At 65.6% G+C, this 13589-nt stretch carries 7 protein-coding genes; all 7 read right to left on the reverse strand.

Going from position 1 to position 13589, the window contains the following annotated elements; all coding sequences use genetic code 11:
• Positions 1 to 2: 2 nt before the first annotated feature.
• A complete protein-coding gene (locus tag QX051_RS18430; RefSeq protein ID WP_315738931.1) occupies positions 3 to 1004 on the reverse strand; it encodes a glycosyl transferase in 1002 nt (333 codons plus the stop codon).
• A complete protein-coding gene (locus QX051_RS18435) occupies positions 1001 to 2158 on the reverse strand; it encodes a glycosyltransferase family 4 protein (protein WP_315777103.1) in 1158 nt (385 codons plus the stop codon). Before QX051_RS18435 ends, QX051_RS18430 begins: the two co-directional genes overlap by 4 nt.
• A gap of 151 nt (positions 2159 to 2309) precedes the next feature.
• The gene (locus QX051_RS18440; protein WP_315777104.1) at positions 2310 to 6116 is read right to left on the reverse strand and encodes a S8 family serine peptidase; all 3807 of its coding nucleotides are present in this window, start codon (positions 6114 to 6116) and stop codon (positions 2310 to 2312) included.
• A 402-nt stretch (positions 6117 to 6518) separates the two neighbouring features.
• Entirely contained in the window at positions 6519 to 9407 is a 2889-nt protein-coding gene (locus QX051_RS18445) for an NF038122 family metalloprotease (protein ID WP_315777105.1), read from the reverse strand.
• Between the two features lie 197 nt (positions 9408 to 9604).
• The gene (locus QX051_RS18450) at positions 9605 to 11713 is read right to left on the reverse strand and encodes a TIGR04372 family glycosyltransferase (protein WP_315777106.1); all 2109 of its coding nucleotides are present in this window, start codon (positions 11711 to 11713) and stop codon (positions 9605 to 9607) included.
• On the reverse strand, positions 11710 to 12777 hold the full coding sequence (locus tag QX051_RS18455; protein WP_315777107.1) for a glycosyltransferase family A protein: 1068 nt from the start codon (positions 12775 to 12777) through the stop codon (positions 11710 to 11712). Before QX051_RS18455 ends, QX051_RS18450 begins: the two co-directional genes overlap by 4 nt.
• Before the next feature lie 42 nt (positions 12778 to 12819).
• On the reverse strand, positions 12820 to 13569 hold the full coding sequence (locus QX051_RS18460) for an ABC transporter ATP-binding protein (RefSeq protein ID WP_315738923.1): 750 nt from the start codon (positions 13567 to 13569) through the stop codon (positions 12820 to 12822).
• Positions 13570 to 13589 lie beyond the last annotated feature (20 nt).

Below are 13589 nucleotides of genomic sequence, written 5' to 3' on the forward strand. Positions count from 1 at the left end.
CTTCAATGGCGCCGCCGCGAGAAGCGGCTCAGCACCCAGGTGACGGCGCCGAGACCGAAGACGAGCAGGATGGCGTCGGCCGTCATGGAACGCTGCGCGACCGAGATGGCTGCGAGCGTCGCAAGCACGACATTGAGGATGAACACCTCGCTGACGACGCGCGAGACGGTGAAGCCGTTATCGGTGGCCTGTTGATAGAAATGCGTGCGGTGCGCCGCCCAGAATGACTCGCGCCGTGCCATCCGCCGCAACAGGGTGAAGGTGGCATCGATCAGATAATAGAGCGGCAGCAGCAGCGCCGCCGCGACGTAGCCCTGCCAGGCAAGATGGAGCAGGCCCCAGCCGAGCAGCAGCCCGATCGGCAGGCTGCCGACATCACCGAGAAAGACTTTTGCGACGGGACGGTTGAAGGGCGCAAAGCCGAGCATGGTGCCACCCAGCGCCGCAGCGATGGCGGTCGCCGGCCAGGGCAGTTCACCGGAGAGGCCAAACAGGGCGAGAGTCGCCGTGATCGGCACGGCCTCGGCCACGGTCATCAAATCGAGCCCGTCCATGAAGTTGACGAGGTTGACGAACCACAGGCCGGCGATCAGCAGCAGCGTGCGCTCGACCAGCAGTGGCATCGGAAACAGCTTGAGGTCAGCCGGTGCCGTGAACAGGATTAGGCCGACGGCGATCCCCTGCAGGATGAACCGCGGCAGCACCGGGATCGGCCGGATGTCGTCGACCAGGCCGACCAGCGCCAGCATCGGTGCCGCGATGAATAGCATGAGCAGCGGTGCAAAGCCCGTCACGGATGCAAAGGCGCCGCCGACCACGAGCGTTGCGCCGACGACGGCAATGCCGGCACCCTGGGGCGTCGGGATCTTGTGTGAGGAGCGCGCGTTGGGCCGCGCCAGCGCGTAGCGCTGCAGCACCGGGCGCAGCAGCACGATCAGCACACCGCACATTGCGGCCGCGAGCACGGCAATGGTGACGAGAATTGCGGCTGGATGGACGATCATCCGCGCGCGTCCGGCGCCGAGGTGAGGCGGTCATAGAGCGCGACCACCGAGCGGCCGATGATCCTGGCCGAGAGCTTGTCCTCGACCAGTTGACGGGCCGCCGCGCCATAGCGGGCGCGCAGCTCGGGCGAGGTCGCCAGCTGCGCCATGGCCTGCGCCAGCGCGGGCGCGTCCTCGACCGGCACGGAGAGGCCGGTCTGGCCGTGGATCGCGATCTCGCGGCAGCCCGGCGCATCGGTGGAGATCAGCGGCCGGCCGCAGGCGGCGGCCTCCAGCAGGCTGACCGGAAGACCTTCGCGATGCGACGGCAGCACGGCGACGTGGCAGCGGCGCCAGAGCTCGGTGATGTCCTTGATCTGGCCGAGCAGGGTGATGCCGGGTTCCTTCCGCCAGGCCTCGACCTCCTCGGCCGAGACCGAGGCCGGGTTGGCCGGATCAGGCGAGCCGGCGATCAGCAACTGGTCGTCGCGGCCCTGCTGGCGCAGCATGCGGTGCGCAGCGACCAGGGCGCGGACGCCCTTGTCGGTCAGCAGCCTTCCTGCGAAGCCGAAGGTGATCGGTCCGTCCGGCTCCGGCAGCGGCTGGAAGCGATCGGTGTCGACGCCCGAGCCCGGGATCAGCGTGATCTTGTCGCCCCGGACGCCCATGGCTTGAAGCGCGTCGCGATCATCCGGATTCTGCACCAGCACGCAGCTCGGTACCCGGTTCATCAGCCGCGGCAGCAGCCACAGCAGGCCCTGCTTGAGCAGACGCGAGCGCCAGCTCGCCGACGTGAACACATAGCCGAGGCCGGTCATGGCGTTGACGACCGGAGTGGTGCGTCCGAGCGCGGCGAGCGATCCGAGCACGCTCGATTGCAACCCGGAATGATGCACCACGTCGGGGCTGATCGCAGCCTCGACGGCGCGGATCGCGCGGATCGTGGGCAGGGCTGATGACGGCGACAGCCCGCCGCGCTGGAATGGGATCGGATGCAGCATGAAGCGCTCGGCGGTGATCGCGGCGGCACCGGCATTGACATTGGTCGCGACATGCACCTCGTAGCCGGCCTCGCGCGCTGCGCGCGCCATCGGCAGGCGGTGCATCAGGAAGGCGTAGTCCTCGTTGGCCACGTAGAGCAGGCGGCGCGGCGAAGGGAAGCGGGGCGGGGACATCAAACTCACGATCTCGGGCGGTCGAAGCGCCGTATAGGCCAAGAGCGACCCTCGCGCGAGCCGTTATCTGTCCTGTGACGGGCGGAAAACCACCTGCCGGGCACCCTTCGACCCCGAACGGCGGAGACGACGCCTCGAATGCCGCCGGTCCTCAGACCAGATGGAAGCTCGACAGGTGAGACAGCAGCTCGGCCGTCGACACGTGCTGAATCGTGATGGTGTCCAGTACCGCATCGGTGATGACGGCGTTGCCCGCGGCGTCGTCGTGGATGGCGGCCTGCAATGCGGACGGGTCTGCGAAGATGCTCTGGCTGAACGCGATCTTGTCGGTGCCGACCGCAAAGTCGGAAATGCTCACCTGACCGAAGTGCTCGGCGAACACGAAGGTGTCGTGACCCTGCAGCGACACCGATTGGGATGCCGTGCCGCCTGCTGACGCTGCCACGCCCGAGATCAAAGTGCCGGAGATCAAAGTGCCATCCTGGCCGTCAGTGGCGAAGTGGAAGTTGTCCTGCGACAGCGGGCCGACGAAATGCAGCGACGCGCTGTTCGCCCCATCGCTCAGCGACAGCATTCCGCTCGTCTCGTCGAAATGCATCTGAAGCGACGTGAATGCGATGCTCTTGAGATCGATCTGAGCGGCCGTGCCGCCGAATCCAATGAGATTGCCGCTGAAGGATGGCGCGGCGAGGACCAGGTCGACCGCGCCCGACGTCGTGGCCGCCTGTGCGCTCGCCGTCACCGAGCTGATGGTCGGGATCCCGATCGTGCCGTCGCCATTCAGGTCCTGATGGAAGCTGCTCTCGAGGGCTTCAAGGGACGACGAACTGCCGGAAACGGCGCCGATGGCATTGCCGGTGTAGTTGCCGCTGCTATCGGTGTTCCAGACCGTGTAGAGGTCGGCGCCGTTCATCTTCCAGGCGACCTGATAGCCGCTGCCCGAGGCCTCCGCAGCGATCGCCGCCCAGCCGCTGAGCTGGCCGGCAACGATGACGCTGCCGCCGAACATGACCTGCGTTGCGGTACCTCCCGACACCGGCGCCATCAGGTAGGTCGTGCCCGACAGCGACAGGCTGGTCGACCCTAGCGCTTCGATCACGCTGCCGCCCGGCGTCACGCTCGGGGCGCCGATGGTGCCGTCGCCGTTCAGATCCTGGTGGAAGCTGGGCTCCAGCGCTTCCAGGGATGCGGAGCTTCCCGCAACCGCGCCGATGACGTTGCCGGTATAGTTGCCGCTACTGTCGGTGTTCCAGACGGTGTAGAGATCGGCGCCCGCCATTTTCCAGGCGATCTCATAGCCGCTGCCGGACGTCTCCGCGGCGATCGGCGCCCAGCCGCCGAGCTGACCGACGGTCACGATGCTGCCGCCGAACATGATCTGCGGGCCGGTGCCGCCGCCGACGGGATTGAGGAAATAGCTCGACCCGGCCAGCACCAGGCTTGTCGATCCCGCGGCCTCGATGACCGTGCTCGGAATGCCGATCATGCCGTCGCCGTTCAGGTCCTGGTGAAAGTTCAGCTCCAGCGCCTCGAGCGCGCTGCTGGTCCCATTCACTGCGCCAATGGCATTGCCGGTGTAGTTGCCGCTGCTGTCGACGTTCCAGACCGTGTAGAGGTCGCTGCCGGCCATCTTCCAGGCGATCTGATAGCCGCTGCCGACGGCCTCCGCAGCGATCGGTGTCCAGCCGCCGAGCTGTCCGGGGCTGACAGTGCTGCCGTTGAAACTGATCTGCGGACCTGTCCCGCCTGCGACCGGATTGAGGAAATAGCCGTTGCCGGACTGTACGAGGCTGGTGGTCCCCACGGTCTCGATGACCGTGGTGACGACGCCGATCGTGCCGTCGCCGTTCAAATCCTGATTGAACGACGTCTCGAACGTTTCGAAAGCGGACGAGCTTCCGGAGACGGCGCCGATCGCGTTGCCGTTGTAGTTGCCGCTGCTGTCCACGTTCCAGACGGTGTAGAGATCCTGACCCTGGAATTTCCAGGCGACTTCGTAGCCGCCGCCTCCATTGGCTTCGACGCCGATCGGCATCCAGTTGCTGAGCTGGTGAACGACCACGTTGGCGCCGTTGAACCGCAGCGCCACCGAAATGCTGGTCCCGATGGTGTTGAGATCGTAGATCACGCCGTACTGGGCGAGGCTGACGGATCCGAGCGCCTCAACGATGGTGTTGGCGAAATAGGGCGCCGCACCGACGGCAGGATTGATCTGGGCCAGGCCCGCGCCCGCCACCGCCTGGTTGCTCATCGGTATGGCGGTCTGCTGCAGGATCTCCGAGACGTCGGCGTAGCTCAGCGTCGAATTGGCCGTCAGGATCAAGGCCGCGATCGCAGCAACGCTGGGGGCGGCTGCAGACGTGCCGTAAAAGGCGGTGAAACCCGAGACCGTCGTTGCGATGTTGTCGATGCCGGAGACCACGACAGGGCTGAGCTGAAGCGGCGTTGCGAGGCGTGTGCCGTCGTTGGCAAACAGGATCTCGGTTCCGGCTCCCGATGACGAAAAGCTTTCCGAGACCGGAGTATAGCCAAAGGCCGGCGTATTGGCGCTATTGACCGCTCCGACGGTGATCACCCCCGGTGTCATCGCGTGACCGAAAACCGTTCCGACATTGGCGCCGGTGATGGATACGGGGACACCGTTGCCAGCCAGGATCTCCTTGATCGTCGATGGCGTGGGACCCGAAACGTCCGCAATGACGATCTGATAGGTGCCGGACACCGAGAAATGCAGGCCGATCCACGGATTCTGATAACTGTTGGGAACGTGTCCGAGGTATTGTCCATTCTGGTACACGTTGACCGAGAGATGCGACGCGGCTTGACCCCAAGCCTGGTCCCATTGCACGAGCAGGTTGGCGCCCGCGGTCACGGTGATGGTTTGCGCGATGTTGCCGCCGAAGCTCAGCGCATTGCCATCGTAGTACATTCCTCCGATGCTGCCGGAGATCGAGGTCCAGGACGTCTGATAGGCCGAGCTTCCATTGTTGCCGGCCGACGTCACATAGGTCACGCCCATGGCCTGAACGGTCTGAATGGCCTGGGCGACAATGCCGTTCTGGAAGAACGGCTCGTCGGAGTAGCTCACATCATCGACGATGACCTTGCAGCCCGCATTGGCAAGCGCGATGATGCCGTTGGCGAAATCCTGCTCGCTCTGGAACGCCGTATAGAACGCAAGGCTCGCATCGGGCGCGATGTCGTGGATGATCTGCATCATCGCACGGCCTTCGTCACTGCCCCCGGAGGGCATGTCCTTCAAGATCTGGATCTTGGAAGCGGAGGGCAAGGCTCCGCTGGCTTCGTCAGCCGTCGCGCCGCCGAGATTGTCGAAGCTGCTGGAGAGGACACCGATCTTGAGACCGGCTCCCGTCACGCCGGTGGAATTTCCGCCGAGCGCCTGCACGACCTGGGCGCTGGTCGCACCCTGTCCATTCGCGGCCGACGCGATGGCTTCCGTCACCGCGTCCTGAAGCGACGGCGCGGGCTCGCCGCTCGGTCCGGCGTGCGCTGTCGCAACCTTTCCGGGGCCGCTCAGCGACCATGTCTGCAGCGATGCGCTGGCGCTTGACCACATCTCGACGCTGATCGAGAGGACGACTCCGCTCGAGTTGATGCTCTGCCCGGCATGCGCCGGTTCGATGGAGACGTTGCCGGCAATCGGTGTGGTCGGATCGACGGACGTCTCCTGGGTGACTTGCCAGGTCGAGCCGGCGGCCACCGTCCAAGCCGTTGGCTCTGCCGCCTCCTGCGCCGACGTTTGGGCCCGCGCGCTCACGTCGAAGAACTGTGCGACCACCGTTGCCCCGGCGTCGCCTTGCGCGAGGATGCCGGGCGTCTCGCTCGGAGCATCGGCGGTCGGCGCTGGGGCCGCAAGATCGATCTGCTCGGCCGGGCCGTGCTGCGTCTGCTCGATGGTGGAGGCCGGCTTGGGTTCGTCCGCGACAGGCTGCTGCACATGCAACTCATGACGGCCAGCAGCAGGATCGAAAATGAGGGACTCGGCAGCTTCACGCCAACGGTCAGGGATGTCTTCGGTGCGGCCAGATTCGTAAAGCATGCATGCAACGATGGTGATCCTGTCCTCGAGGCCGACAGGCGAATTGGAATTGAAGCATCGTGCAGTGATGCCCCTCGATCTTGTATAAAATTGTACCGAAGAATGGCGGCTCCGACCATACGCCATTGTTCGATCTGTCCGATCGAGTTCAACCATTGATTGTGTTCAGGAGGACGGCTATTGCCGCGGGTTCAAGCTAGCCTTCGCAGGGGGGGCCACTCCGGACAGAGGCAGAGATCGGAGAGGGCGTTGCGTCGGATTGCTCCCGTCAGCCCGCCCCGAAGACTGCTGGCGTGCCGATCAGACCAGGTGGAAGCTGGACAAATGAGTCAGCAGGTCCGCCGTCGTGACGTGCTGGACGGTGATCGTGTCCTGCGCGGCATCGGTGATCACGGCGTTGCCGGCCGCATCGTCGTGAATCGACGTCAACAGCGCCGCCTGACTTGCGAACAGGTTGTGGCTGACGACGAGCGTGTCGCTGCCCAGATGGAAGTCGGCGATGCTGACCTGACCGAAATGCTCGGCGAAGACGAAGGTGTCATGTCCTGCCAAGGAGACGGCTTGTGGAGCCGGGCCGCTCGCCGGACCCGCGGTCGCGGCGATCATCGTGCCGCCCTGGCCGTCTTCGGTGAAACGGAAACTGTCCTGCGACACCGGTCCGAGGAAATGTAGGGAGGTGCTGCTCGCGCGGTCGCTGAGCGACAGCAGCCCGCTGCTGTCATCGAATTGCGCCCGCAGCGAGTTGTAGGAGATGCTGTTGAGGTCGATCTGATCGCCGCTGCTGCCGAACCCGATCAGATAGCCGCCGAAGCTGGCGGGCACCGTCAGGACCACGTCAGGGCCACCGGCCAGCGACACGGCTTGCGTGCTCGCTGCGACGTGAGCGGGCACACCGATGGTGCCGTCGCCGTTCAGATCCTGATGAAAGCTGGTCTCCAGCGTCTCCAGCGCTGCCGAGCCGCCCGGAACGGCGCCGATTGCATTGCTGACGTAAGCGCCGCCGCTGTCGGTATTCCAGACCGTGTAGAGATCGACGCCCGCCATCTTCCAGGCCACGAGGTAGCCGCCGCCGGAGCTCTCCGCGCCGATCGGGTTCCAGCCGCCGAGCTGACCCGCGGTGACGACGCTGCCGCCGAACACGATCTGTGGCCCGGTGCCGCCACCGACCGGATTGAGGAAGTAGGTCGAACCGGATTGCACGAGGCTCGTCGACCCCAGGGATTCGATCACGGCCGAGGGGATGCCGATCGTGCCATCCCCGTTCAGATCCTGATGGAGGTTCGTCTCCAGCGCTTCCAGCCCGCTGTTGGTGCCATTGACGGCGCCGATCGCGTTGCTCGTATAGGCGCCACTGCTGTCGGTGTTCCAGACCGTGTAGAGGTCCGCGCCGGTCATCTTCCAGGCGATCTGATAGCCGCCACCGACGGGGTCCGCCGCAATCGGCATCCAGCCGCCGAGCTGACCGACCACGAGAACAGAGCCGCCGAACTTGACCTGCGGACCTGTGCCGCCGCCGACCGGGTTCAGATAGTAGCTGGACCCGGACTGCACGAGGCTGGTCGATCCCAGCGCTTCGATGACGGTGGTCGGAATTCCGATCGTGCCGTCGCCGTTCAGATCCTGGTGGAGGTTGGTTTCCAGCGCTTCCAGGCCGCTGTCGGTCCCGCTGACCGCACCGATCGCATTGCTCGTGTAGGCGCCGCTGCTGTCGGTGTTCCAAACCGTATAGAGGTCGGCGCCGGCCATTTTCCAGGCGATCTGATAGCCACTGCCCACGACGTCGGCGGCGATCGGCGTCCAGCCGCCGAGCTGACCGACCACCAGATTGGCGCCGCCGAACTTCACTTGCGGGCCCGTACCACCACCGACGGGATTGAGGAAATAGCCGTTGCCGGCCTGGACGAGACTGGTCGATCCGACGGCCTCGATGACGGTCGTCGGAATGCCGATCATGCCGTCGCCGTTCAAGTCCTCATGGAAGGACATCTCGAACGCCTCGAATGCGGCCGTGCCTCCCGAGACGCCGCCGATGGCGTTGCCGGTGTAGTTGCCGCTGCTGTCGACATTCCACACCGTGTAGAGATCCGCACCCGACATCTTCCAGGCGACCTGATAGCCGCTGCCGCTGGTCTCGCCCGCGATCGGGGTCCAGCCGCCCAATTGTCCGGGCTGGACGACGCTGCCGCCGAACTTGATCTGCGGTCCGGTGCCGCCGCCGACCGGATTGAGGAAGTAGCTCAGTCCGAGCTGGACCAGGCTGGTCGATCCCAGCGCCTCGATCGTCACCGGCGTTGCGGAAACGAGATGGAAGCCGAGCGCGTCCATCTGCTTGAGATCCACGGCCGTCAACGTCTGCAGCGTGCTGTAGGTGTAGAATTCGTTGAACGGATCGTTGCCGCCCTGCACGCCGCTGTTCAGGAAGTCGCTGGGGTCCGAGGACTGGCCGTAATCCGCGAGCTTCGTATAGCCGCCGTCGAGGGAGAAATAGGCGGTCCCCGCCGTCGCGCCGCCGGTCATCAGCCGGACGCCCGGGCTGGAGAAGCGGAACAGATCGAACACGTCCGGCTGCGGCCCGTAGGGCACGCGGCCGAACGCGTGTGTCAATTCGTGCAGCGCCACGCCGACCAGCAGGTTTGAGTTGATGTCGGTCGCGAAGGTCGCGCTGCCGTCGTCGGTGGTTGCATCGTTGGCACCGAGGCCGCCCCACAGCTTCAGCTGCGAATTCCACACCGCGACGTAGGACTGTCCCTGGATGCTGGATCCCGCCGGCAAGGCATTGAAGGTGGTATCGCCTGGGCTGGCATAGTTGATCAGGTTGGACCTGACGGAGGAGTAGCTCATCCACTGACCGCCGTCAGGACCGGCCGCCGCGCCGCCGCCGACGCCGCTATAGTCGATCTTGATATTGACGGTGATGCGATCTGAGATCATCGAGGTGAGGATCGCGGCGGCCTGCTGAATGCCGGCGCGAAAGCTCGCAGGCGCATTCATCGCCGCCGTGTCGAACAGCAAATTGATGGTCAGTCCGCCGGCGCTCACCGCGGTGACCGCGCCGATACCCGCGAAATCGCCTTGCGCGAGCAGGGATTCGACGGCTTCTTCGGGAAGCTCGACGGGGTTGGACGGAGGAGGGCCGACCCCCTCGTCGATCGGGTCGGTGTTAGGGGAGCCCTGTAACAACGCTGGCATTGCCTCAGTCCCTGCCGTTCGGATCGACGGAGCACGGATCGCAAATGTCGAGTCTCGCTCGAGGCGATTCGCGACCGTGCCGACGTTACCTATCAGGCCGATCGTCTTGCCCGAAGGTTAATGGGCGTTGCGAGAGCGCGGAAAACGACGGGTGGCGACTGATGTGGGCGTCGATCGAACGGGCTTCGGTCGCGCGTTCATCCCAGCAATTCCGGAAGCCGATCGAGAAAATCCGGCACTGGTAATGCAGCACCAAAGTTATAGGGATTGCCGCTGAGTGCGGCGCGATAGCGATCGAGCAGGGGCCCTCCTGCGCGCAACGACCGGCCTGGTTCGTCCAGGCAGTCGAGCTTGTAGCGAACCGCTGCGGTGATGTCCTGCGCGGTATTCGGATGGATATCAAGACCGTGACGCGCCAGCACGGCTGTGTCGATCAGCAGCGCCTGCAAGGGCTGACGATAGGTCTCACGTAGCGACAGATAGCGCCGCGTACGGCGGTCGTAGACCGGGCGCACGGTGAAGTCGGTGTGCTCATGCCAGAACTGGCAGTCGTTGGAGATGCAGTTGACCAGCAGCATCGGCGTTCCCAGTGCCTGCACGGCCGTGGTCAGGCCCGATGTCGTGCCGACGAACAGACGAGCGGCGGCGCAGAGATAGAGGTCCATCTCCGCCGATTTGATGTCGCTGTGCGCGTAGTCGAACACGCCGGCCATGCCGCGCAGCGGCGTCATGCTGCGATCGCCGAGCCTGACCACGGCGCCGCCGCGTGCGGTGATCGCGGCGATGGCGTCGAGGTAGTCGCCGACATTGGCGGAGCGATGCTGCCGCGTGGTGCCGGGCCCGTCGCCGTGATAGCCGCCCTCGCGGATGTGCATCGCGACGAACCAGTCGGCGGTGACACCCGCGGCGCGCAGCCTGGCAGCCCCGGTTTCCATCAGCTCCGATGGGACCTTCACGATCGGCCGGCGCTGCTGTTCGGCCCAGGCGACCTGCGCGCGCGACGCCGCGTGGGCCCATGGCTCGGCCAGGCCGTCCTTGCCCCGGACGGCGATGAACTGGTCACCGACCAGCCGCTGATAGGGCAGCAGATCGTCGACGAGAGCGGGGTCTTCGACGATCGTGACATGCGGCGCGAACAGCTTGAGGAAAGGCTGGTTGACGACCTTGCTTGGCGGGGCAAGCAGCACGTAGTTGGCGCGCGGCAGCATGCCGAGCGCGGCCATGCGCAAATGGCAGTCGATGAAACCGATGTGGCCGATCAGCGTCACCCATTCGTAGCCGAGCAGTCGGACCGGAAGCGCGGGATCGAAGATGTTGCTGGTGGAGGCGATGCGCTGGATCAGCGCGTCGGGAATCGACCATTTGCGCGCCAAGGCGTCCTGATGGTCGAGCGCGGCCTGATAGCAGCGGAACGTGTCCTCGTAACGGCCCTGGTGATAGAAGTTCTCGCCGAGTTGGATCAGATTGTCGTAGATCAGGAGCTCGCCGGCACGCTCCAGCTCCCAGGCGCTAGGCGTGTAGGTCGATGGATCATAGCCGCCGGCATAGTTCTGGTGCGCCATCACCGAGCGAGGATCGCGTGCGACCGACGCCTTGAAGCACGCGGCGGCCTGGACGTGGTCGCCCGCCAGGGCATGGACGGCACCGAGCTTGCGCAACGCGTTGCCGTCGCCCGAAGCCGCAGCCGCTGTCAGGAAATGCGCCGCGACCGGAAGATTGCCGCGATACATGTGGGCGACGCCGACCGCGAAATTGATCGCGAAGCTGTCGATCGTCTCGGGCCGTGGCACCTCACGCACGATCCGGTCATAGGCGCTGCACAGCGCCAGGGTGGTGAAATAGGCCTGCGCGCCCACACCGGCCCGCGCGCGCACGTTGCTGCGGAAGATCAGGTTCAAGATCCGCACTGCACGCAGCGCGCTCGGCTTGCGGCTCGCGGCGAGATGAACCTGCGCGGCCGCGGCCAGCGTGGTCGAGGTCGTCAGCGCCAGCAAACGGCCGAGGCGCGATCCCCTTGCCAGTTGCCGATCCATCAGCCGGAGCAGCGTCGCCCCGGCCGGCGCAACGACCAGCCTGCTGTCGACGATGTCGGCGGTGCGGGTGGTCAGCGGCAGCAATTGCCGGCGCCGCGCGCTCAGGAACGCATAGAGACGGAACGCCGATGCCGTCAGCCACGTCCGCGGCGACCAGCGGCTTCGTGGCGCCTGCAAGGGCGGTGCGGCGGGCACGCTGGGAGTCGGAGGGGACGTCAGCTGCCGCTTGCCAAAGCGATGACGCAGAGAACCGAAGGGGGCGCGCTTCGTCATGGCGCGCGGTACGCTGGCGTTGCGGAGATGATCTGACGTCGCGCCCCGTGCTGGGCGAGCAGGCGCGTCAACGACATCGGCCGCGTCCGCAGCGTGATCCAGGCCAGCGCAGCCAAATGGCCCAAGCGTCCTAAGCTCAACATCAATCCAAGCACGTACGTGTCGAATGCATTGCCGTCGATCAATGCGGATACGCGCGCGGCCTTGGCCGCCGGGGGCGTATCGCCGTCCAGCACCATCCGTGCCGCGCCGAAGCGATTGCGCCGCGCGAAGACCTCCTCATACCCTTCCGGGAACAGCTTGCTCTGAGCAATCAGTGCGCCGATGTCGGCCAGCCTGGCGTTGAGCACCGCCGGATCGGTTGCCGTCGCCGTCGAATAGTTCTGGCCGTGGATGCGCCAGTAGCCGAGCGCCTCGGCGACGAAGTAGCAGCCATAGGTCAAGGCCAGCCGCCGGGCGAGAAAGGCATCGGAGAACGAGCCGAGCTTGACGTCGAACCCGCCGAGCGCCTGCAAGGCCGTGCGGCGATAGAGCGAGGTCGTGCCGGAGAAGTAGTTGTCGCCCTGCCGCAGGATTCGGCGGACGTCCGCGGGCGCCAGCATCGCCGATGACGACGCGGGCAGCATCATCGGCCGCAGCATCCGTCTTGCGGACGGCCCCTGAGGGCCGATGATCTCGCAGCAGGCGAAGACCAGGCCGGCTTCGGGATGGTTGGCCGCCTGCGCCATCGCCTTTTCGAGATAGGCCGGATGCAGCGCATCGTCGGCGCCGAGAAATCCGATCCATTCGGTGTCCGCGATCGCCAGCGCCTCGTTCTGGCCGCGCACGACGCCCTGGTTGGCGTCGTGGCGGATCAGCCGCCAGCTCGGCCGGTCCGCTACGAAGCGTGAAATGACCGCGATGCTGTCATCCGTCGAGCAGTCGTCGATGATGATGACGCGGTCTGGGGCTCGGGTTTGGTTCGCGATGCTGCCGAGCGACTCGGGCAGGTAGTGGGCGTGGTTGAAGTTCGGGACGACCAGCGTGACGGTCGGGGAGGCGGCGCGGGCGGTCGTCGTGGTCATGGTTCAGCGAGCTTCCTGCCGCATGCTGTCGAGCCCGGCCGCTCAAACCTTGGGCAGCTCTTTGAGAACGTCGTCCAGGGCGCCGAAGGCCCGCACGCGGCCGCCATCGAGATAGAGCCCGAGATTGCAGGTGTCGCGCAGCAGGCCATGATCATGGGTGGCGAGCACGACGATTCCCGAGCGCATCGTGATGTCCTGCAGCCGGCCGTGGGTCTTCTTGCGGAACTGCGCGTCACCGACCGCGATCCACTCGTCCATCAGGATGATGTCGCCGTGAATCGAGGCTGCGATCGAGAACACCAGACGCAGCAGCATGCCTGAGGAATAGGTCCGGATCGGCAGCTCCAGATAATCGCCGAGCTCGGCGAATTCGGCGATCTCCGGCACGCGCTGCTCGATTTCCTCGGGCGAGAGCCCCAGGATCAGGCCGCGCGTCCTGATGTTCTCATACCCCGACGCCTCTTCGTCCATGCCGAGACCGATGTCGAACATCGGAACGTTCCGTCCGACGACCCGCAACGAGCCGCGCGTGGGCTCGTAGATGCCGGCGAGCACGCGGATCAGCGTGGTCTTGCCGGCGCCGTTGTGGCCGATCAGGCCGAGCCGGTCGCCCTGCTTCAGGGTGAAGCTGATGTCGTCGAGCGCCTGGACGAACTGGAACGAGCCGTCGCTCTTCGAGACCCGGCCGCCGACGCGTGAGGCCGCCTTGATGGCCAGATGCCGGAATGATCGTGCGTTCGGCGGCGCGACCGGAAATTCGATACCGATTTGCTTGGCTTCAATGAGAGTCATTCGAGGCGGATCCAGAGGTC

The sequence above is a fragment of the Bradyrhizobium sp. SZCCHNR1053 genome, assembly GCF_032381235.1.
In the GTDB taxonomy this organism is placed as follows: Bacteria; Pseudomonadota; Alphaproteobacteria; order Rhizobiales; family Xanthobacteraceae; genus Bradyrhizobium.

Bases quoted from the DNA above. Each gene is read 5' to 3' on its own strand.
- QX051_RS18430 (WP_315738931.1), bottom strand. From the start codon at position 1,004: ATGATCGTCCATCCAGCCGCAATTCTCGTCACCATTGCCGTGCTCGCG.
- QX051_RS18435 (WP_315777103.1), bottom strand. From the start codon at position 2,158: ATGTCCCCGCCCCGCTTCCCTTCGCCGCGCCGCCTGCTCTACGTGGCC.
- QX051_RS18445 (WP_315777105.1), bottom strand. From the start codon at position 9,407: ATGCCAGCGTTGTTACAGGGCTCCCCTAACACCGACCCGATCGACGAG.
- QX051_RS18450 (WP_315777106.1), bottom strand. From the start codon at position 11,713: ATGACGAAGCGCGCCCCCTTCGGTTCTCTGCGTCATCGCTTTGGCAAG.
- QX051_RS18455 (WP_315777107.1), bottom strand. From the start codon at position 12,777: ATGACCACGACGACCGCCCGCGCCGCCTCCCCGACCGTCACGCTGGTC.
- QX051_RS18460 (WP_315738923.1), bottom strand. From the start codon at position 13,569: ATGACTCTCATTGAAGCCAAGCAAATCGGTATCGAATTTCCGGTCGCG.